Annotated in this window: 21 protein-coding genes; 10 read left to right on the top strand and 11 right to left on the bottom strand. The window is 66.2% G+C overall.

Annotated features, from left to right (window positions below; translation table 11 throughout):
• Both CRJ03_RS19355 and CRJ03_RS19350 read left to right on the top strand, forming a co-directional pair.
• The coding region (locus CRJ03_RS19355) for a c-type cytochrome (RefSeq protein ID WP_104017109.1) at nucleotides 1–459 on the top strand (459 nt) is incomplete at its 5' end.
• Nucleotides 459–683 (top strand): plastocyanin/azurin family copper-binding protein, encoded by a 225-nt coding sequence (locus tag CRJ03_RS19350; RefSeq protein WP_104020501.1) that lies wholly within the window; start codon nucleotides 459–461, stop codon nucleotides 681–683. The genes CRJ03_RS19355 and CRJ03_RS19350, both read left to right, overlap by 1 nt.
• Before the next feature lie 30 nt (nucleotides 684–713).
• On the opposite strand, the gene mnmA is transcribed toward CRJ03_RS19350, so the two are convergent.
• Nucleotides 714–1859 (bottom strand): tRNA 2-thiouridine(34) synthase MnmA, encoded by a 1146-nt coding sequence (gene mnmA / locus CRJ03_RS19345; protein WP_104020500.1) that lies wholly within the window; start codon nucleotides 1857–1859, stop codon nucleotides 714–716.
• Nucleotides 1860–1983: 124 nt separating this feature from the next.
• Here mnmA and sciP point away from each other — a divergent pair, with 124 nt between their 5' ends.
• The 5 genes from sciP to CRJ03_RS20495 all read left to right on the top strand — a co-directional run bounded on the left by sciP (nucleotide 1984) and on the right by CRJ03_RS20495 (nucleotide 7589).
• Nucleotides 1984–2262, top strand: a complete 279-nt coding sequence (sciP, locus tag CRJ03_RS19340; RefSeq protein WP_104020506.1) for a CtrA inhibitor SciP — start codon at nucleotides 1984–1986, stop codon at nucleotides 2260–2262.
• Nucleotides 2263–2358: 96 nt separating this feature from the next.
• A complete protein-coding gene (ctrA, locus tag CRJ03_RS19335; RefSeq protein ID WP_104020499.1) occupies nucleotides 2359–3075 on the top strand; it encodes a response regulator transcription factor CtrA in 717 nt (238 codons plus the stop codon).
• A gap of 68 nt (nucleotides 3076–3143) precedes the next feature.
• Entirely contained in the window at nucleotides 3144–5291 is a 2148-nt protein-coding gene (gene ligA, locus CRJ03_RS19330) for an NAD-dependent DNA ligase LigA (RefSeq protein ID WP_104020498.1), read from the top strand.
• Nucleotides 5288–7378: an ATP-dependent DNA helicase RecG gene (gene recG / locus CRJ03_RS19325; RefSeq protein ID WP_104020497.1), complete on the top strand. Its 2091-nt coding sequence runs from the start codon at nucleotides 5288–5290 to the stop codon at nucleotides 7376–7378. The genes ligA and recG overlap by 4 nt, the downstream gene beginning before the upstream one ends.
• Nucleotides 7379–7466: 88 nt before the next feature.
• Nucleotides 7467–7589, top strand: a complete 123-nt coding sequence (locus tag CRJ03_RS20495) for a hypothetical protein (RefSeq protein WP_276308243.1) — start codon at nucleotides 7467–7469, stop codon at nucleotides 7587–7589.
• Nucleotides 7590–7843: 254 nt separating this feature from the next.
• Here the strand turns inward: CRJ03_RS20495 and CRJ03_RS19320 are convergent, their stop codons facing one another.
• The gene (locus tag CRJ03_RS19320) at nucleotides 7844–8326 is read right to left on the bottom strand and encodes an iron-sulfur cluster assembly scaffold protein (RefSeq protein ID WP_104020496.1); all 483 of its coding nucleotides are present in this window, start codon (nucleotides 8324–8326) and stop codon (nucleotides 7844–7846) included.
• Nucleotides 8327–8392: 66 nt separating this feature from the next.
• Between CRJ03_RS19320 and hisI the strand changes: the two genes are divergently transcribed.
• The gene (gene hisI, locus CRJ03_RS19315; protein ID WP_104020495.1) at nucleotides 8393–8761 is read left to right on the top strand and encodes a phosphoribosyl-AMP cyclohydrolase; all 369 of its coding nucleotides are present in this window, start codon (nucleotides 8393–8395) and stop codon (nucleotides 8759–8761) included.
• A gap of 22 nt (nucleotides 8762–8783) precedes the next feature.
• Here the strand turns inward: hisI and gluQRS are convergent, their stop codons facing one another.
• From gluQRS to CRJ03_RS19300, 3 genes are read right to left on the bottom strand one after another with little or no spacing between them, the layout of a single operon-like run.
• A complete protein-coding gene (gluQRS, locus tag CRJ03_RS19310) occupies nucleotides 8784–9617 on the bottom strand; it encodes a tRNA glutamyl-Q(34) synthetase GluQRS (RefSeq protein WP_104020494.1) in 834 nt (277 codons plus the stop codon).
• A 12-nt stretch (nucleotides 9618–9629) separates the two neighbouring features.
• The gene (gene trmFO / locus CRJ03_RS19305) at nucleotides 9630–10988 is read right to left on the bottom strand and encodes a methylenetetrahydrofolate--tRNA-(uracil(54)-C(5))-methyltransferase (FADH(2)-oxidizing) TrmFO (protein ID WP_104020493.1); all 1359 of its coding nucleotides are present in this window, start codon (nucleotides 10986–10988) and stop codon (nucleotides 9630–9632) included.
• Nucleotides 10985–11770, bottom strand: a complete 786-nt coding sequence (locus CRJ03_RS19300; protein ID WP_104020492.1) for an enoyl-CoA hydratase — start codon at nucleotides 11768–11770, stop codon at nucleotides 10985–10987. The genes trmFO and CRJ03_RS19300 overlap by 4 nt, the downstream gene beginning before the upstream one ends.
• A gap of 58 nt (nucleotides 11771–11828) precedes the next feature.
• On the opposite strand from CRJ03_RS19300, the gene CRJ03_RS19295 reads away from it, so the two are divergent.
• Nucleotides 11829–12266 carry a PaaI family thioesterase gene (locus CRJ03_RS19295; RefSeq protein ID WP_104020491.1) on the top strand — a complete coding sequence of 146 codons (438 nt, stop codon included), beginning with the start codon at nucleotides 11829–11831 and terminating at the stop codon, nucleotides 12264–12266.
• Between the two features lie 67 nt (nucleotides 12267–12333).
• Nucleotides 12334–13131: a DUF2189 domain-containing protein gene (locus CRJ03_RS19290; protein WP_104020490.1), complete on the top strand. Its 798-nt coding sequence runs from the start codon at nucleotides 12334–12336 to the stop codon at nucleotides 13129–13131.
• Here the strand turns inward: CRJ03_RS19290 and CRJ03_RS19285 are convergent.
• The 6 genes from CRJ03_RS19285 to CRJ03_RS19260 form a co-directional block, all read right to left on the bottom strand.
• Complete coding sequence (locus tag CRJ03_RS19285; protein WP_104020489.1) at nucleotides 13086–13676, bottom strand: TetR/AcrR family transcriptional regulator; 591 nt, start codon at nucleotides 13674–13676, stop codon at nucleotides 13086–13088. The two genes, CRJ03_RS19290 and CRJ03_RS19285, sit on opposite strands and share 46 nt — an antisense overlap.
• On the bottom strand, nucleotides 13669–14538 hold the full coding sequence (gene ppk2, locus CRJ03_RS19280) for a polyphosphate kinase 2 (RefSeq protein WP_104020488.1): 870 nt from the start codon (nucleotides 14536–14538) through the stop codon (nucleotides 13669–13671). Before ppk2 ends, CRJ03_RS19285 begins: the two co-directional genes overlap by 8 nt.
• Before the next feature lie 38 nt (nucleotides 14539–14576).
• On the bottom strand, nucleotides 14577–15545 hold the full coding sequence (locus CRJ03_RS19275) for an alpha/beta fold hydrolase (RefSeq protein ID WP_104020487.1): 969 nt from the start codon (nucleotides 15543–15545) through the stop codon (nucleotides 14577–14579).
• 3 nt (nucleotides 15546–15548) lie between these two features.
• Nucleotides 15549–16493 (bottom strand): homoserine O-succinyltransferase, encoded by a 945-nt coding sequence (locus CRJ03_RS19270; protein WP_104020486.1) that lies wholly within the window; start codon nucleotides 16491–16493, stop codon nucleotides 15549–15551.
• 19 nt (nucleotides 16494–16512) lie between these two features.
• Entirely contained in the window at nucleotides 16513–17376 is an 864-nt protein-coding gene (locus CRJ03_RS19265; protein WP_104020485.1) for an ATPase, read from the bottom strand.
• Between the two features lie 126 nt (nucleotides 17377–17502).
• Nucleotides 17503–18582: an OmpP1/FadL family transporter gene (locus tag CRJ03_RS19260; protein WP_104020484.1), complete on the bottom strand. Its 1080-nt coding sequence runs from the start codon at nucleotides 18580–18582 to the stop codon at nucleotides 17503–17505.
• Nucleotides 18583–18653: the final 71 nt, after the last annotated feature.

The following is an 18653-nucleotide window of genomic DNA, read 5'->3' as shown; positions in this document are numbered from 1 at the left end:
ATGAGCAAACTCGGTTGGATGATCGCGGCTGTGCTGGTTGCGGGGGCAGGTGCGTTCGTTTGGCAGAGCACACGTACCGGGCCAGGCCCGAACGGGCATTCCATGACCCCGCCCGACACCTCGGACATCGCGGACGGTGCGGCCATCGTCGCGGTCAGCGTGCCGGACGACTTGTCGTCCCTGGCGCAAATGGGAGAGCGTGCCTTCAACGCGAAATGCGCAGCCTGTCACGGGGACGATGCCGCAGGTCGCGAAGGCAAAGGCCCGCCCCTGGTGCACAAGATTTACGAACCCAGCCATCACTCGGACATGGCCTTCGTGATGGCGGCTAAGAATGGTGTCCGGGCGCATCACTGGCGCTATGGAAACATGCCGCCGGTGGACGGCGTGACAGATGCCGACGTGAAGGCGATCACCGCCTATGTGCGCGCCCTTCAGAAGGAAAACGGGATTTTCTGATGGATTCGGCGCGACGCATGGGGGCGGCCGCCCGGCTTGGCTGTGCGTGTTCGCGCCAGGCCGGCATGATTCATGACGATGCTAACAGCATTCTGTTGGAGCCCGGCCAGACCGCCAGGGTGACGTGGACGTTCGGCGAAAAGTCGGAGTTGAGTTTTGCTTGCAACGTACCGGGGCATCGCGCGACCGGCATGGTCGGAGATATCACCTTCGCGAGGCCCTAGGCGTGGTTCGACGGCCCGGGATCGGGCGTGTTAATACCCGCGCCAGATCCAGCCGCCGCCCAGAACGCGGCTGCCCCCGGTCTCGTAGACCACGCAGGCCTGCCCGGGCGAGACGCCTTCCTCGGGGCTGAGCAGTTCCACCTCGGCCTCGGTCTCCGACAGCGGGCGCAGCACCGCCTCGCGCGGCGGGCGGGTCGATCGCAGCTTGACAGAGACGTGCCACTCGGACTGCGCGGTGATGGGCGCGCCGCCCAGCCAGTTGATCTCGCGCACCGGCACGGTGCGGGTGGCCAGCATTTCCTTGGGGCCGACGATGACGCGGTGCGCATCGACATCGAGCCGCACCACGTAGAGCGGCTCGTCGAGCCCACCGATGCCGAGCCCGCGCCGCTGTCCGATGGTGTAATGGATCACCCCTTTGTGCGTGCCCAGAACGCGCCCGTCTGCATGGACGATCTCGCCCGGCTCGGCAGCACCGGGGCGCAGCTTCTCGATCACGCCGGCGTAATTGCCGTCGGGGACGAAACAGATATCCTGGCTGTCAGGCTTGTCGGCCACCCGCAGCCCGTGACGCGCAGCCAATGCGCGGGTCTCGTCCTTGGACGCGAGATGGCCCAGCGGAAAGCGCAGATAGGCCAATTGCTCGGGTGTCGTCGAGAAAAGGAAATATGACTGGTCGCGCGCCGAATCGGCGGCACGGTGCAGTTCGGGGCCCTCTGCGCCCACCTTGCGCTGGATGTAATGGCCGGTCGCCATGCAATCGGCATCGAGATCGCGGGCGGTCTCCAGCAGGTCGCGGAACTTGACGCGCTCGTTGCAGCGGATGCAGGGCACCGGCGTCGCCCCCGCGAGATAGCTGTCGGCGAACTCGTCGATCACCGCGTCGCGAAACACCGATTCGTAATCGAGCACGTAATGCGGAAAGCCCATCTCCTCGGCCACGCGGCGCGCGTCGTGAATATCGCGCCCCGCGCAACACGCACCCTTCCTGGCCAGCGCCGCGCCGTGATCGTAAAGCTGGAGCGTCACGCCGACCACGTCGTACCCCTCAGAGGCAAGTTCTGCCGCCACCACGGACGAATCGACACCGCCCGACATCGCGACCACAACCCGCGTTTCGGCGGGCGGTTTCGCGAAACCGAGGGAATTCAAGGGTCTGTTCTCGTCGAGGGGCATTATGGTCTCCGCAGCGTATCCGGCGGAATATAGGAAAATCCTAAGCACTCTCAAGGCCCGGTTTCACCCGCCGTTAAACCTGTACTCGCATCATCGGGTCCGCATCAGCGAAGGGGTGAGAGTGATGTATCTGAAGAAAGTGGACGGGCCAAGGGCGGTGACGTTGCCCGATGGCAAGGTATTCAGCAGGGCCGATCTGCCACCGCCAGAGACCGCACGATGGGTGGCCTCGCGCAAGCTCGCGGTGGTGCGTGGAATCTCCCTTGGGTTGATTTCTCGAGAGGACTCATTGCGCACTTATGGGTTGACTGAAGAGGAGCTTGACGGCTGGATACGCGCTGCGAAAGAAAACGGTTTAAACGGCCTGAAAGTGACTTTTGACAAGAACGCGACACAACCATAGGATGTGTTAGCAAAATGTTCCGCGGCTGGTAACGCGCGATTAACCATTTCTGTTCAGTGTTGTGAACATGTCGATGCGATCGAACGGAGAAACGTTATGCGTGTACTGCTTGTCGAGGATGATCCCACCACCTGTAAGAGCATCGAGATGATGCTGAGCCATGCCAACCTCAATGTCTACACCACCGATCTGGGGGAGGAGGGGATCGACCTCGCCAAGCTCTACGATTACGACCTGATCCTGCTCGACCTGGGCCTGCCGGACATGAACGGGCACGAGGTGCTGCGCCAACTGCGCATGGCACGGATCGCGACGCCGATCCTGATCCTGTCGGGCTCCGACGATACCGAGAACAAGCTCAAGGGGTTCGGCTTTGGCGCGGATGACTACCTGACCAAGCCGTTCCACCGCGAGGAATTGGTGGCGCGCATCCACGCCATCATCCGCCGCTCAAAGGGGCATTCGCAATCGGTGATCCGCACCGGCAAGATCAACGTCAATCTCGACGCCAAGACCGTGAACGCGGGCGGGCAGACGGTGCACCTGACGGGCAAGGAATACCAGATGCTCGAGTTGCTCTCCTTGCGCAAGGGTACGACGCTCACCAAGGAGATGTTTTTGAACCATCTCTACGGTGGCATGGACGAACCCGAACTCAAGATCATCGACGTGTTCATCTGCAAGCTGCGCAAGAAACTGGCCGAGGTCACCGGCGGCGAGACCTATATTGAGACGGTCTGGGGCCGCGGCTACGTGCTGCGCGATCCCGAGCCCGACATCCGCGACGGCACGGCGCTGGCGATCGGGGCCTGAACGGCGGCATCTGGACCTCGCCGCGCGCGCACCCTATCACGTCAGACGGGTGACCGCGCGAGGGGGCGATGAGCGACCAGACCGACCGAAGTGCTGTTGAGGAGCTGACCGAGGCACAGGCGAAGGACGAGCTTGCGCGGCTCGCGCAGGTGCTGGCAGAGGCCGATGCCGCCTACCACACCGACGACGCGCCGGTGATGAGCGATGCCGACTACGACGCGCTCAAGGCCCGGAACGTCGCCATCGAGGCGCGCTTTCCCGGTCTCAAGCGCGCCGACAGCCCCTCTGACCGGGTCGGCGCCGCCCCTGCCGAGGCCTTTGCCAAGGTGCGCCACGCGCAGCGCATGCTCAGCCTCGGCAACGCGTTCTCCGACGACGAGATCACCGAGTTCGACGCCCGCATCCGGCGCTATCTCGGGCTCACCGACGACGCCCCGCTGGCCTATACCTCGGAGCCCAAGATCGACGGGCTCAGCCTCAGCCTGCGCTATGAGGCCGGTCGTCTCGTGCAGGCGGCGACGCGGGGCGACGGCGAAACCGGCGAGAACGTCACCGCCAACGCCCGCACCATCGACGATATCCCCGAGATGCTCGAGCGTGCGCCCGACCTGCTGGAGGTGCGCGGCGAGGTCTACATGAGCCACGAGGATTTCGCGGCGCTCAACGCGCGGCAGGCGGACCAGGGCGCCAAGACCTTCGCCAACCCGCGCAACGCCGCCGCCGGATCGCTCCGGCAACTCGATCCGGCGATCACCGCCGCGCGCCCGCTGCGCTTCTTCGCCTATGGCTGGGGCGAGCTTTCCGCGCCCCTGGCCGAGACGCAGATGGGCGCCATCGAGCGGCTGGCCGCGCTCGGCTTCGTCACCAACCCGCTCACCGCGCTTTGCGACGGCCCGCAGGAGTTGCTCGCGCATTACGCCCGGATCGAGCAGGCGCGCGCCACCTTGGGCTATGACATCGACGGCGTGGTGTGCAAGGTCGATGACCTCGCCCTACAGGCGCGGCTCGGCTACCGCGCCACAACGCCCCGCTGGGCCATTGCCCACAAGTTTCCAGCCGAACTGGCCTGGACCCGGCTCGAGGCCATCGACATCCAGGTGGGGCGCACCGGCGCGCTCAGCCCGGTGGCACGGCTGGCGCCGGTGACGGTGGGCGGCGTCGTGGTCTCGAACGCCACGCTGCACAACGAGGATTATATCGCCGGGCGCGGGGCCTCGGGTGAGGTGATCCGCCCGGATGAGGACGGTGCGCCCAAGGACATCCGCGTTGGCGACTGGGTGCAGGTCTATCGTGCCGGCGACGTGATCCCCAAGATCGCAGATGTGGACCTATCGAAGCGGCCTGCGGAGTCAGAACCCTATGCCTTTCCCGCGGCCTGCCCGGAATGCGGCAGCGACGCCGTGCGCGAGCCGGGCGATTCGGTGCGCCGATGCGTGGGCGGCCTCGTCTGTCCCGCGCAGGCAGTCGAGCGACTCAAGCACTTCGTCTCCCGCGCGGCCTTCGACATCGAGGGGCTCGGCGCGAAACAGGTGGAGGCGTTCTACCGCGACGGCTGGATCGCGGAGCCCGCCGATATCTTCACGCTCAAGGACCGTTACGGCCCCGGCTGCCTGACTCAGCTCAGGAACCGCGAAGGCTGGGGCGAAAAAAGCGCGAAGAACCTCTTCGAGGCGATTAATGAAAAACGGAAAATCCCCTTCGGGCGGCTTCTCTTCGCGCTCGGTATTCGCCATGTGGGCGAACAGGCGAGCAATCTCATCGCGCGCAATTACGGCCGCTGGGACGCGTTTACCGCCGCGATGGACGCCGCCGCCGGTCTCGACGGCCCCGAATGGGAGCGACTGCTGGGCATCGACGGGGTGGGCGAGGTGATGGCGCGCAGCCTCGTTCAGACCATGACCGAACCGCACGAGCGCGCCGGCATAGAGCGGCTGGTGGCTCATCTGGAGGTGGAGGAGGCCGCTGCCCCCGACACCTCTGGCAGCCCGGTGGCGGGCAAGACCGTCGTCTTTACCGGCACGCTCGAGCGGATGACACGGGCCGAGGCCAAGGCACGGGCCGAGGCGCTGGGGGCCAAGGTCTCGGGCAGCGTCAGCGCGCGCACCGATCTGCTGGTGGCCGGGCCCGGCGCCGGCTCGAAGGCGAAGAAGGCCGCCGATCTCGGTATCGAGGTGCTGGACGAGGACGAATGGCTCGCTCTCATGGGGGCCACATGAGCACCCGGCCCGAAATCCTGTTCCCGCTGTTTGCCGGGATCGAGACGCTCGAGGGGGTGGGACCGAAAACCGCAAAGCACCTCGCCGCGCTCGACATCACGCGCCCGCGCGACCTGCTCTTCACCCTGCCGCATTCGGGGGTGGACCGCCGCCGCCGCGCCACCGTGCAGGGCGCGGAGATCCCCGGCGTGGTCACGGTCGAGGTGGTGGTGGGCCGCCACCACGCGCCCGCGCGCCCCTCCGCGCCCTACCGGGTCGTGGTAGAGGATGCGGCGACGAGCTTTCAGCTGGTGTTCTTCCGCGCACGCGAGGATTACCTGCGCCGCCTGCTGCCGACCGGTGCGCGGCGGATCGTGTCGGGCAAGGTGGAGCTTTTCGACGGGGTGGCGCAGATCGTCCATCCCGATCACGTCCTGCCGGTGGAGGAGGCGGGCGATATCCCCGATTTCGAGCCGGTCTACCCGCTCACCGCGGGCCTGACGCAGCGGGTGATGGCCAAAGCCGTGCACTCGGCACTGGCGCGCGCGCCGCAGCTCGACGAGTGGATCGACCCGGCGCAGAAGGCGCAGGCGGGATGGCCCGACTGGCGCGACGCGATCGCGGCGGCACACGGGCCGAGCGCGCCGGGCGATTTCGCCCCGTCGGCCCCGGCGCGCGAGCGGCTGGCCTATGACGAGCTGATGGCGCACCAGTTGACGCTGGCGCTGGCGCGCGCGCATCTGCGCCGGGCCAAGGGGCGCGCCACCGTGGGCACCGGGGCCTTGCAGGCGCGCGTTCTGGACGCGCTGCCCTACCGGCTCACCGGCGCGCAGACCCGCGCGCTGGCCGAGATCGCCGCCGACATGGCCGCCAATGCCCGGATGAACCGGCTGCTGCAGGGCGATGTCGGCGCGGGCAAGACACTGGTCGCGTTCAAGGCGCTGCTGATCGCGGTCGAGGCAGGCGGGCAGGGGGTTCTGATGGCCCCCACCGAGATTCTCGCGCGCCAGCATTTCCAGGGTCTCCAGCCGCTGGCAGAGGCGGCTGGCGTGCGCATGGCCATCCTCACAGGGCGTGACAAGGGGGCGGCGCGCAGCACCAAGCTCGCCGCGCTTGCGGGCGGCGACACCGATATTCTTATCGGCACTCACGCGGTCTTTCAGAAGGATGTGGATTTTGCCGACCTGCGCCTCGCAGTGGTTGACGAACAGCACCGCTTCGGGGTGCGCCAGCGGCTGGAACTGGGCCGCAAGGGCGCGCAGGCCGATGTGCTGGTGATGACCGCGACGCCGATCCCGCGCAGCCTCTCGCTGGCGCAATACGGTGACATGGACGTGAGCGTGCTGAACGAGAAGCCGCCCGGGCGCAAGCCGATCACCACCGCGCTCGTCGGCATGGGGCGCATGGACGAGGTGGTGGATCACCTCCGCCAGGCCATCAGCGAGGGGCGGCAGGCCTACTGGGTCTGCCCGCTGGTGGAGGAAAGCGAGGCGGTGGACCTCTCGAGCGCCGAAGAGCGGTTCCGCCGGCTGCGCGCGGCACTGGGCGAGGGGCGCGTGGGGCTGGTGCACGGCCAGATGCCGCCCGAGGACAAGGACGCCGCGATGGCGCGTTTTCAGCGTGGCGAGACGGCGGTGCTGGTGGCCACCACGGTGATCGAGGTGGGGGTGGACGTGCCCAATGCCTCGATCATGGTGATCGAGCGCGCCGAGAGCTTTGGCCTTGCGCAGCTGCACCAGCTGCGTGGGCGGGTGGGGCGCGGCAGCGCCGCCTCGACCTGCCTGCTGATGTATCAGCCGCCGCTGTCCGAGGGCGGGCGGCAGCGGCTCGAAACCATGCGCGAGACCGAGGACGGATTTCGCATCGCCGAGGTGGATCTCGAGATGCGCGGTGCGGGCGATCTCATCGGCACCGCGCAATCCGGGCTGCCGCGGTTTCGCGTCGCCGACCTGGAATCTCAGGCCGCGCTCATGGCCGTGGCGCAGTCGGACGCGCGCAAGCTACTCTCCGACGACCCTGGGCTGGCCTCGCCGCGCGGGCAGGCGGCGCGCAGCCTGCTGTGGCTGATGGAGCGCGATCAGGCGATCCGCTTGATTTCCGTCGGGTGACGGTTTGTTCTCAGTTGTTCTTATAATGTTCTTGACACATATCGTGCAATTGTGAGAACAATCAGGCAACATCAGATTGGAGGCCCGCATGTTACACCAGATCAAACTGTCTGCCGCCCGCGCCGGTGACACGATCATTGGCGATGCCGTGGGGGCCTGCGCGCTCGCTGTCATGCTGGTGGGGGCGCTCTATTTGCCGGCTCTGGTCTGAAGGATTCGTTTCTGCCTGCCGTTGCGCGGCCCTGTGGAGCCCCCTGTCCCAAACGGGCTCCGACGCCTGCCTGTCCCTAGCTTTTGGGGGCTGCCTCTTGCCCCCGGTGTCCGCGACAGGGCCGCCCACGGCCACTACCCGCCGCCGTTCCTCATGGAACGAGCGGCGGTTTTTTTGGTGGATGGCGAGACTGTTTGGGCGAGTGACGGGGTCAACGCGGCGCGGGCGTTCGGCAGCAGGCGGCGACGGGCCCGTTACCGCCCGGGGCCGCCTGTCACCTCTCCGGCGCAGGAGCCCCGCGCCGCTATTTCGTCCATCGCTTCGGTCGCCGCCTCGAGCGTGAGCAGGATCGAGGCGTGGCGATTCTTGTAGTCGCGCGCGGGACGCAGCACCTCGAGCCCGTCGAAGGGCGCGGGCGGGGTTGGCCCGTCTTCCTTGAGCATCGCCTTGAGCGCGTCGCGTGCGGCCGCGATCTCTTCGCGCGTGCACCCGATGATGTTCGCTCCAACGACGCTCGCCGCCGCCTGCCCGAGTGCGCAGGCCTTGACCTCGGCGGCATAGTCGCTGACCCGGCCGTCCTCGCAGCACAGATCGACCGTCACGGTCGAGCCGCAGAGCGGCGCGCGGCGGCGCACGGTCGCCTGCGGATCGCCGAGCCGCCCGTGCCGCGGGATGTCCGCCGCTAGCGCGAGGATGCGCGCGGAATAGAGCTTGATGAGGTCGGTCTCGCCGCTCATGGCTTTCCCTTCTTGCCGATGCCCCATAGATAGGCGGACGAGCCGCAGATGCAAAAGGATTTTGTCATGCCCTTCGACCCCGCCACGCTGCGATACGACGCCAATGGCCTCATCCCTGCGATCGCGCAGGAGCACGAGACCGGCGAGGTGCTGATGATGGCGTGGATGAATGCCGAGACCGTCGCGCGCACGCTCGAGACGGGCCGCGTGACCTACTGGAGCCGGTCACGACAGGCGTTCTGGATCAAGGGCGAGACGTCCGGCCACGTGCAGGACCTCGTTGAGATGCGCGTCGATTGCGACCGTGATTGCCTGTTGCTGCTGATCCGTCAGACCGGCCCCGCCTGTCACACCAATCGCCGCTCGTGCTTCTACACCGCGCTGCGCGGGGGCGAAGAGACCGAGATCATGGCGCCGATGGCAGGCCCGGACTGAGTATTTTTCGCAGGGTGAAACCTCAGAGCCCCACCATGTTGCGGATCTCCTGAGGGGTGGCCCCGGCGTTGCGATAGGTGGCGATGGCGCGGGCGTCGTCGCGCTTGGCCAGCCGCTTGCCCGTCTCGTCGCGAATCAGCCGGTGGTGATGGTAGGCGGGGGTCGGCAGGTCGAGCAGGCGTTGCAGGGTCACGTGGATTTGCGTGGCCTCAGCGAGGTCTTGGCCGCGGATCACGTGGGTGACGCCCTGGTCGGCATCGTCGAGCACGACAGAGAGGTGATAGGACGCACCCATGTCGCGGCGCGCGAGCACCACGTCGCCCACCGTCCGGGGCAGGTCATGCGGGGTGACGATTTCGCCTTTCTCCTTGTAGACCAGTGGGCTGGTCAGCATCGCGCAGGCGCGCGCCATGTCGAGGCGCAGGACCGCGTCCCCGGGCATCGGGCCGGTCGAAGGGCTGGCATGGCGACAGGTGCCCGGATAGATCACCCCGTCGGGTCCATGCAGCGGTACGCCTTCCTGCGGTGCCGAGGCGGCGGCGCGGATGTCGGCGCGGCTGCATGAGCATGGGTAGAGAAGCCCATGATCCCAAAGCACTTTCAGCGCCTCGCGGTAGCGCGGAAGGCGGTCCGACTGGTGCATCACGGGCCGCGGCCAGTTCAAGCCCAGCCAGCCCAGGTCGTCGAAGATTTGCGCCTCCCATTCCGGGCGGCAGCGGCTCTGGTCGAGATCGTCGATGCGCAACAGGAAAGTGCCTGCGCGCGCGCGTGCCATGTCATGGGCCAGCAACGCCGAATAGGCGTGACCAAGGTGCAAGGGGCCGGTCGGCGAAGGCGCGAACCGGGTTATGAACATCGCGACAAAGGGTTACGAGGCACAGCTAATCTCGTCGGTCGCGAGCCAGCCCTGCCAGGCCGCCTTGGCACGGTCGGTATAGGCCTTGTAGCGGTCGCGCCGCCCGCGCCGCCCGCCCTTGAGCCCATCGACGGGCCGGAACAGGCCGAAATTGACGTTCATCGGTTGAAACGTCTTGGCATCCGCGCCACCGGTGACGTGATGGACGAGCGCGCCCATTGCGCTGTCTTGCGGCACCGGGGGCAGGGCAAGGCCCATGATCTCGGCGGCGGCGAGCCGCCCGGCGACGAGTCCCATGGCGGCGGATTCCACGTAGCCCTCGACCCCGGTGATCTGCCCGGCAAAGCGGATGTTGGGCCGGGCGCGCAGGCGCAGCCGGTCGTCGAGCAATGTCGGTGAGTTGAGGAACGTGTTGCGGTGAATGCCGCCAAGCCGCGCAAATCGTGCGTTCTCCAATCCGGGAATCGTCCGAAAAACAGCAGCTTGCGCGCCATACTTCATCTTGGTCTGGAAACCCACGATATTGTAGAGCGTGCCAAGCGCGTTGTCGCGGCGCAATTGCACCACGGCGTGCGGTTTCACGTCCGGCGCGTGCGGGTTGGTCAGGCCCACGGGCTTCATCGGGCCGTGGCGCAACGTCTCGCGCCCGCGCTCTGCCATCACCTCGATGGGCAGGCAGCCGTCGAAGTAATTGGCGGTTTCGCCCTCGTGGAACTCGGTCTTGTCAGCGGCGAGAAGCGCGTCGATGAAGGCGTCGTATTGGTCCTTGTCCATCGGGCAGTTGAGATAGGCCGTGCGTTCGTCTTCGGTCTCGCCCTTGTCATAGCGCGACTGCATCCACGCCCGGGACATGTCGATGCTGTCGAAATGCACGATCGGCGCGATGGCGTCAAAGAACGCGAGCGCGTCGGTGCCGGTCTCGCGGGCGATGGCCTGTCCGAGCCCCTGCGAGGTCAGCGGTCCGGTCGCGATGATCCAGTGGCCATTCTCGGGAAGCTCTGTTATTTCATCGGGTTGCACAGTGATCTTCGGGTGCTGCAAGAGTCGCTTTGTCACCGCACGGGCAAAGGCGTCGCGATCCACGGCGAGCGCGCCACCGGCAGGCAGGCGGTGGCGGTCGGCCATCTCCATGATCAGCCCGCCCGCCGCGCGCATCTCCCAGTGCAGGAGACCCACGGCGTTCTGCTCGTCATCGTCCGAGCGGAACGAGTTGGAGCACACCATCTCGGCGAGGTCGCCGGTGCGGTGTGCGAAGGTGCCCACGCTTGGGCGCATCTCGTGGATCACCACCGGCACGCCCATGTTTGCGGCCTGCCACGCGGCTTCCGAGCCCGCCATGCCGCCACCGACGATATGCAGTGGCCCGGTCATTGCTGCCATTCGGGGGGGCGCTTTTGCAGGAAGGCGTTGATGCCCTCGTCGGTGTCGCGGTCGAGCATGTTCTCGACCATCACCGCGCCGGTATGGGCATACGCATCATCGAGCCCCATCTCTACCTGCTCGTAGAAGGCGCGCTTGCCGATGCGCACTGCTGTGCCGAGCTTGGCGGCGACGGTTTCGGCCAGCGCCATGGTCTCAACCTGCAGGTTCGCGGGCTCAACCGCACGGTTGATGAGGCCAAGCTCTTGCGCACGGTCAGTTTCGATGAACTGCCCGGTGGTGAGCATCTCGAACGCCTGCTTGCGGGGCACATTGCGGCTGAGTGCCACCATCGGCGTGGAGCAAAAGAGCCCGATATTGACGCCGTTGACGCCAAAGCGCGTGCCATGCGCCGCCACCGCCATGTCGCAGCTTGCCACGAGCTGACAGCCGGCGGCGGTGGCGATGCCGTGCGGTGCGGCGATTACCGGTTGCGGCAGGTTGCGGATTGCCGTCATCACGGCAGTGCAGCGCGAGAAGAGATCGGCGAAATAGGCGCGGCCCTTGTCTTCGGATTGGCGCGCGGTCTGCATTTCCTTGAGATCGTGTCCCGCGCAGAATGCCTTGCCCGCGCCCGTGAGGGTGACCACCCGGATCGAGTGATCCTCGGCCAGCCGCGCGAACTCGTCGCTGAGCGCCGCCAGCATCGCGTCCGAGAGCGCGTTAAGGTTGCCCGGTGAATTCATGGTGAGCCGCGCGATTGCGCCGCTGTCATCGCGGTCGAGAATTGCCATCTTGTCTCCCTTTCGGTGTTGTGGCCATTCTGGCACGAAACCGGGCAGGGAGAAAAGCATGACCGTCACGATGGACGCCGCCGAGCTCACGCATTTTCTCGGGCGGGAATTTCCGCAGGTGGCTGAGGATTTCGTCATCGAGGAGGTGGGCGAGCGGCGCATCCGCGTGCGCCTCGCAGTGGGCGAGCGGCATTTGCGGCCCGGCGGGACGGTATCGGGGCCGTCGATCTTTGCGCTGGCCGACGTGGCGGTCTATCTCGGGCTTCTGGCGATGATCGGACCCGAGGCGCTGGCCGTGACGACGAATTGCTCCATCGACTTCATGCGCAAGCCCGCGGCGAACACCGACCTGATTGCCGAGTGTCGCCTGCTCAAGGTCGGCCGCGTGCTGGCCGTGGGCGAGGTGCTGATCTTCTCCGATGGGGTAGACGCGCCGGTGGCGCGCGCGAGCCTGACCTACTCGATCCCGCCGAACCCCGGCAGCGGCAAAAGCTGACTTCCAATTCGATCTTTGCGGCTGGCCCGGCCTTGGCTACCCTCCTGCCGGCAGAGGAGGATTGCCGATGACCGAAACGCAGACACGCCCGTTCGGCGTGCCGGAAATGGGGGAGGTGCGATTCGCCATGCTGGGCGAGGCGCTGCGGCGGGGCTGGGCGGACATGCGGCGCGCGCCGGGTTACGGGCTCTTGTTCGCCGGGGTCTACGTCGCAATCGGGCTGGCGATGGCCGGGGTGACCTGGGCCACCGGCAAGAGCTACTGGCTGATCCTCGCCGCCGTCGGCTTTCCATTGGTGGGGCCGTTCGCGGCGGTGGGGCTCTACGAGGTGAGCCACCGGCTGAGCGAGGGCCGCCCGTTGGTGGCGGGCGAGATATTCGGGGTGATCGCGCAGCAGCGGCGGCGGCAACTGCCCTCGATCTGCGCGATCATCATCATGGTGTTTTTGTTCTGGTTCTTTCTCGCCCACATGATCTTTGCCCTGTTTCTCGGTCTCTCGACAATGACCAACGTATCGTCATCGTTCGACATCTACTTCACGCCGCAGGGGCTCTCGATGCTGGTGGTGGGCACCGGGGTGGGCGCGTGTTTCGCGCTGCTCATCTACGCGATCACGGTCGTTTCTCTGCCGCTGCTGCTCGACCGCGAGGTGGATTTCGTGACCGCCATGCTCACGAGCCTGACCGTGGTGATGGAGAACCCGGTGCCGATGCTCGCCTGGGCCGTGCTTGTTGCGGGGCTGACATTCCTGGCGCTATTGCCGGCGTTCCTGGGGCTGTTTGTGGTGCTGCCGCTTCTGGGACACGCCACATGGCATCTCTACCGGCTGGTCTGCGAGGCGGGAGGACCGAGCCCCGAGAGATAGGTATCGAGAGCGCGCGACAGCGTCGCCCGTGCCTCGGGCGGATCGGTCAGTCCGGCGGAATTGCGCAGGTAAAGCTCTACCACCCCGTGGCTGAGCGACCAGATATGCGCGGCGACCTCCTCGACATCCGCACAGAGCCCGTCGCACGCGCCGTGCAGCAGGTCGCGTGCGTGCCCCGCCGCCTCGGCCAGCGCTGGGCGGCGGGCGAGGTCGATGCCGCTTTCGAACATGGCGATGTAGTGACCGGGATAGCGCTCGGCAAAGGCGAGATAGGCCCGCGCCATCGCCCGCACACGCGGTGCGCCCCGCTCGGCCGCAACCTCGGACAGCATCCCGGAGAACAGCGCGTACCCTTGCCGCGCCGTTTCGGCCACGAGATCGTCGCGCCCCGCGAAATGGCGGTAGATGGCGGCGGGTGTCACGCCCGCGTGCCGCGCCGCCTCGGACAGGGTAAAGCCCTGCGGCCCCTTTGCCACGATAAGCGCGAGCGTCGCTTCGACGAGGGCTTCGCGCAGGTTACCGTGGTGATAGCCCTGCTTAGCCATTCCAGATGTCGGGGCCGCCGATGATCGTGGGATCGGTCACGCCCACCGCCGACGGATCCTTGTGCGCATAGTCGATCCGCGACAGGACGTGGCGGATCGCCGCCACGCGCGCACGCCGCTTGTCGTCCGAGCGCACCACCGTCCACGGCGCGTGATCGGTGTGGGAGCGTTCCAGCGTCTCGGCGATAGCGGTGGTGTACTCGGGCCATTTCGCCAGCCCCTCCACGTCGATCCGGCTCAGCTTCCATTGCTTGAGCGGGTTGCTCTCGCGGGCGAGGAAACGGCGCAACTGCTCGGCGCGGCCGACATTGAGCCAGAACTTGAAAAGGTAAATCCCCTCGTGCACCAGCATCCGCTCGAAATCGGGCACCTGCGCAAAGAAATACTCGCGCTGCTCGTCGGTGCAGAAGCCGAAGACATGCTCGATCACGCCGCGGTTATACCAGCTCCGGTCATAGAACACGATTTCGCCGCCAGCGGGCAGGTGGTCGATATAGCGCTGGAAATACCATTGCGTCGCCTCCTTGTCCGAGGGCTTGGGCAGGGCCACGACGCGCGCGGCGCGCGGGTTGAGATGCGCGCGGAAGCGCTTGATCGTGCCACCCTTGCCAGCGGCGTCGCGCCCCTCGAACACGATCGCTATCCGCGCGCCGGTGCTTCGCGCCCAGTGCTGGAGCTTGACCAGCTCGATCTGGAGCCGGTCGAGATCGCGCTCGTAGGTCTTGCGCGCCATGCGCTCGGAATAGGGGAAGCCGGGGTCGAGCACATCGTCCTTGTCGGCGCGGGTGATCGCGTCGCGCACATCGCGCGGGGCGTCCTCGTTGAAAAAGGCGCTGATCGCGCCGTCAAAGGGCAGGTCCATGCCGGGGCCTCGTCGCTCGGGGCCTCCACTATGGCCGCTCACTCGCGCGCGCGCAATCCGGCGCGGGTGGCGGCGCGGTGGATGGCGGCGATCACGGCGTCGGGGGCGGCATGGTGGGGCATGTGGCCGATCCCATCGAGCACGCTCAGGTGCGCGCCCGGCACCTGGTCGGTCAACGGGCGGGCATGGATCGACAGGCCCACCGTGGTGTCGGCGGTGCCGTGGACAATCTCCAACGGCATCCCGATTTCATCATAACGCGCGTGCAGCGCCTCGATCCCGGCCAGCAGGCTGGCGCGTTGCAGTGCGTTCTCGCGCAAGGTTTCGCGCCGCAGGGTCAGCGCCGCGCCGACATGGCCGAGATAGCCCTCGGGCGGCGCCTGCGGCGCGAAAATCTCCGATACCGCGTTTTCCACGTAGCTGTCGGGTACGAAGGCGGTGATGATCGGCGCGGCAACCGGCCCCAGCACGGGATGCGACAGCACCCGGTAGAGCGGGGGCAGGGGGCTGTCCCACGGCTTGGCGGCCCCGGCCACCGACACCAGCGCCGACAGCGTGCCGGGCCGCGTCACCGCCCAGGCAAGCGCCACCGCACCGCCATAGCTGTGGCCCAGCACGATGGGGTGCTTCGCCGCCAATTCGGCCGCCGCCCGCTGCAACAGCGCCGCCTGTTCCGTGATCGTGGCCCCGCCGCGCCCGATCTGGTCGCTATAGCCGAGGCCGGGCCGGTCGAACACGATCACGCGGTAGGGCCCCGCAAGCACCGACGCGAGGTGAAACGTCATGTCCCGGGTGTTGCCCGACGCACCATGGAGGAGCACCAGATCGGGTGCCTCTCCGGCCTCGGGCCCCATCACCACCGCGTGCACGCGGTGGCCGTCCACGGTGACGAACTGCCCGCGCGGTGGCCAGGCCGCCTCGGCGCGGGTCTCGTGGACGCGCGCCTTCCACAGGGTCAGCGCGGCCAGTGCCGCAAGGCCGATCAGAAGCAGGAGGGCGAGCTTCATCCCTCAGGCCCGCAGATCGGTCGACTCCACACCGATCCTGGTGATGTCGTAGGGGGTGGTTTCGTAGATTTCGGATATCCAGTTGCCGTAGAGCAGGTGCGCGTGGCTGCGCCAGCGATTCGAGGGCGCGCGGGTCGGGTCATCGTCGGGATAGTAGTTGCACGGCACGTTGATCAGTGTGCCGCTCTCGACGTCGCGGTCGTATTCCTGCTTGAGCGTGTCGCTGTCATATTCGAAGTGGTTGAAGATATAGAGCGCGCGGTGGCCCGTGTCCTCGACCATGCAGGGGCCGACCTCGTCGCTGTCGAGCAGGATGCTGAGCCCCGGCACGGCCTCGATCTCGTCACGCCGCATTTCGGTCCAGCGGCTGACGGGGATCACGCAATCGTCGGAAAAGCCACGCAGATAGGGCGAGGCGGGGACCATGTTGCGGTGCCGGAAACAGCCGAACGCCTTGGCCGGCAGCATGTGTTTCTTGACCCCGTGGAAATAGTTGATCATCGCCATGCCGCCCCAGCACACGCCAAAGGTGGAATGCACATGGGATTGCGTCCAGTCGAACACGCGGCGCAGCTCGTCCCAGTAGGTGACCGCGTCGAACTCCAGATGCTCGATCGGCGCGCCGGTGATGATGAGCCCGTCATACTTGTCGCCCGAGGCCGCGACCTCGGCGAACGGGCGGTAAAAGCTCTCCATGTGATCGGCGGCGGTGGTCTTGGAATGGTGCTCGGTCATGCGGATGAGGTCGAACTCGATCTGCAACGGCGTGGCCCCGATGAGGCGGGCGAATTGCGTCTCGGTCTGGATCTTCTTGGGCATCAGGTTGAGCAGCCCGATGCGCAGCGGGCGGATATCCTGTCGGTCGGCGTGGCCGGGGTCCATCACCATCACGCCCTCGCGCTTGAGCACGGAATGGGCGGGCAGGTTGGTGGGGATCTTGATCGGCATGGTCGGTGGTCCTCGGGGATCAGTCGGCGCGGCGCTCGATGGCGGTGGCGATGAGCGCGTCGAAACGGGCGGCGTCGGTCGCTTGCGCCACCTCGTCGGCACTCACGCGCACACCCCATTTGGCCATTCGCTCGTAACGCGGCTGGCGGTGCGCGAGCGCGCGCGCGTAGGTCCAGCGGATGAAGGCATCGGGATCAACTTCGTCCGCTTTACAGTTGTTTTCTCTCAGGTATTCCTCCCACATTCGGGCGAGAAATTCGGGCTGGTAGGCCATCGGCTTGGGCGCGCGATCGAAGCGGCGAACGAGTTCGGCGGTATGCGCCTCGGACCCCTCGATATAGACCAGCAGACAGTGCCGAGCGAGTTCGCTCAGCAGCGGATCGCCCGGGTCGTCGCCGTCCACCCATTCGCAGATCGACCCGCCGGTATCGCAGATGAAATTCGGATAGCCATAGAGCCGCTCGGCGCGCTCGATGAAATAGCCGGTATCCATCAGCGCGTTGATCTCCGCCTGCCGGAATTGTTCCTGCCGACGGCGGTATTCGTCGATGGGCATGCCGCCCTTGGCCGGATCGCCCGGTTTGCCAAGGTAGGTCGAGACGGGGGCGAGGTTGTGAAACGTGATGTTGGAGCCGATATAGATCGAGTCCGACAACAGCAGATCGCGCAGGAACGGCACCTGCATGGCGTGCGTCTTGGCGTTATCGACGATCAGCTCGCCCATGTAGCGCGTGCCGATGCGGTAATCTATCGAGTAGTGAAACCAGCCACCCGCGTCGCGCAACATCTGCGAGACATGGGTCTTGCCCAGCCCCGACATGCCGTAAAACAGCACCCGCTTGCGGGGTGCACGCATCCAGGCTTGGGCGGTATCGTAGATCATGCTCGGGGCTCCGTTGGCGTGTCGGTGCCATTAACTGCGGCGTCACCGGCGAAATGGCAAGGCCCGCGCACGAAAAACCCCGCCCCGGTGAGGGGGCGGGGGCGAGGTGCATCGGATCACGGAGGCTCAGAAGCGAAAACCGACCTTGATGCCCGTGGCGAGCGCATCGTTGTTCGAGAAGTTCGAGCCGATGGTCGTCGTGGTGGCCGAGCCAATATCATAGTACCGCACGCCCATGGTCACGTCGAATGCCTCGGCAGTATAGGTTATCGCAGCGCCGTAGCTGGTAAAACCGTCACGGCCTTCGAGGTTGCCCGTCAGCTTTCCGTTGTCGGGCTCATAGCCCAAGATGAGTGCCCCGGACCAGCTCTTGGAAAACCTGTGTCCGACACCGAGCTCATAGGTCCAGTAGTCCCCAGTGCCGGAGGCGATGGGCAGATTTTGCGGGTTCAGCGGGTTCGTCAAAAAATCCGGCGCGCCAACCTGGAACTTGGACCATTCCTGCCAGCGTGCAGAGCCGAAGACCATTGTGTTCTTGGCGACACCGGAGCGCGCATGCAGCGTGACCGCCTGCGGGATCTCCACGTCAAAGGAGTCCCCGTTATTGTCCCTGAACTCGTGCTCGATTTTGGATTCGTAGGTAACGGCCAGGCGCAGCGCGATCTCTGGCACCTCGTAGGCACCGCCAAGCACATAACCAAGCCGGTAGTCCTTGTCCACGTCCAGCGAGTAGACTGCCGGAGGAGCCACCCCGAGGTCCACGTTGCCGTCGAGCGACTGCAGGCGCAGGCCGCCGTAGACGCTGACCTTGTCGTTCATCTGGTACTTGAGATACCCGGTCAGGGCGAGTGAATTGATTTCCGCCGTTGACGTCGCGAACGGATAGGGCTTGGCCGGATAGGATACGTCAGCGCCGACCGGGTTTGTGCTTACGATCGCAAAGGTGAGCTTTTCGTTGATGTCCTGTTTGTAGCCGAAATGGTACGTCTGGTAGCTCGGTGTGATATCACCAGACTGAGCCCCTGCAAACGGTCCGGTGCCGGTGCCGCTGATACTGGGCGACACGTTCGTCACGGAAAACTCGAAGTAGCGCTCACCCTCTTCGAAGAGGATTTGCGACCGGTCCCCATGGCGCTGAATGCTGGCGGCATGTGCGCTCCCGGCTGCAAGGCAGGCTGCTGCGGCGGCCAATGTGAATTTCTTCATGGTGTCCCTCTCCTCCTGGATGATTGGCGGTCACACTACCGTTACACCCCCCCCGGTCAATCTTTGACGCC

This window comes from Roseovarius nitratireducens (assembly GCF_002925845.1).
Lineage (GTDB): Bacteria > Pseudomonadota > Alphaproteobacteria > Rhodobacterales > Rhodobacteraceae > Roseovarius > Roseovarius nitratireducens.
This window is presented reverse-complemented; position numbering and strand designations above follow the sequence as displayed.

Excerpts from the sequence above, each read along its gene's own strand:
- recG (WP_104020497.1), top strand. The coding sequence starts at position 5,288 with ATGAGCACCCGGCCCGAAATCCTGTTCCCGCTGTTTGCCGGGATCGAG.
- CRJ03_RS19285 (WP_104020489.1), bottom strand. The coding sequence starts at position 13,676 with ATGGCTAAGCAGGGCTATCACCACGGTAACCTGCGCGAAGCCCTCGTC.
- CRJ03_RS19290 (WP_104020490.1), top strand. The coding sequence starts at position 12,334 with ATGACCGAAACGCAGACACGCCCGTTCGGCGTGCCGGAAATGGGGGAG.
- CRJ03_RS19265 (WP_104020485.1), bottom strand. The coding sequence starts at position 17,376 with ATGATCTACGATACCGCCCAAGCCTGGATGCGTGCACCCCGCAAGCGG.
- ligA (WP_104020498.1), top strand. The coding sequence starts at position 3,144 with ATGAGCGACCAGACCGACCGAAGTGCTGTTGAGGAGCTGACCGAGGCA.
- CRJ03_RS19270 (WP_104020486.1), bottom strand. The coding sequence starts at position 16,493 with ATGCCGATCAAGATCCCCACCAACCTGCCCGCCCATTCCGTGCTCAAG.
- CRJ03_RS19320 (WP_104020496.1), bottom strand. The coding sequence starts at position 8,326 with ATGAGCGGCGAGACCGACCTCATCAAGCTCTATTCCGCGCGCATCCTC.
- CRJ03_RS19300 (WP_104020492.1), bottom strand. The coding sequence starts at position 11,770 with ATGGCAATTCTCGACCGCGATGACAGCGGCGCAATCGCGCGGCTCACC.
- CRJ03_RS19350 (WP_104020501.1), top strand. The coding sequence starts at position 459 with ATGGATTCGGCGCGACGCATGGGGGCGGCCGCCCGGCTTGGCTGTGCG.
- trmFO (WP_104020493.1), bottom strand. The coding sequence starts at position 10,988 with ATGACCGGGCCACTGCATATCGTCGGTGGCGGCATGGCGGGCTCGGAA.
- sciP (WP_104020506.1), top strand. The coding sequence starts at position 1,984 with ATGTATCTGAAGAAAGTGGACGGGCCAAGGGCGGTGACGTTGCCCGAT.
- CRJ03_RS20495 (WP_276308243.1), top strand. The coding sequence starts at position 7,467 with ATGTTACACCAGATCAAACTGTCTGCCGCCCGCGCCGGTGACACGATC.
- CRJ03_RS19295 (WP_104020491.1), top strand. The coding sequence starts at position 11,829 with ATGACCGTCACGATGGACGCCGCCGAGCTCACGCATTTTCTCGGGCGG.
- CRJ03_RS19260 (WP_104020484.1), bottom strand. The coding sequence starts at position 18,582 with ATGAAGAAATTCACATTGGCCGCCGCAGCAGCCTGCCTTGCAGCCGGG.
- gluQRS (WP_104020494.1), bottom strand. The coding sequence starts at position 9,617 with ATGTTCATAACCCGGTTCGCGCCTTCGCCGACCGGCCCCTTGCACCTT.
- mnmA (WP_104020500.1), bottom strand. The coding sequence starts at position 1,859 with ATGCCCCTCGACGAGAACAGACCCTTGAATTCCCTCGGTTTCGCGAAA.
- ppk2 (WP_104020488.1), bottom strand. The coding sequence starts at position 14,538 with ATGGACCTGCCCTTTGACGGCGCGATCAGCGCCTTTTTCAACGAGGAC.
- hisI (WP_104020495.1), top strand. The coding sequence starts at position 8,393 with ATGCCCTTCGACCCCGCCACGCTGCGATACGACGCCAATGGCCTCATC.
- ctrA (WP_104020499.1), top strand. The coding sequence starts at position 2,359 with ATGCGTGTACTGCTTGTCGAGGATGATCCCACCACCTGTAAGAGCATC.
- CRJ03_RS19275 (WP_104020487.1), bottom strand. The coding sequence starts at position 15,545 with ATGAAGCTCGCCCTCCTGCTTCTGATCGGCCTTGCGGCACTGGCCGCG.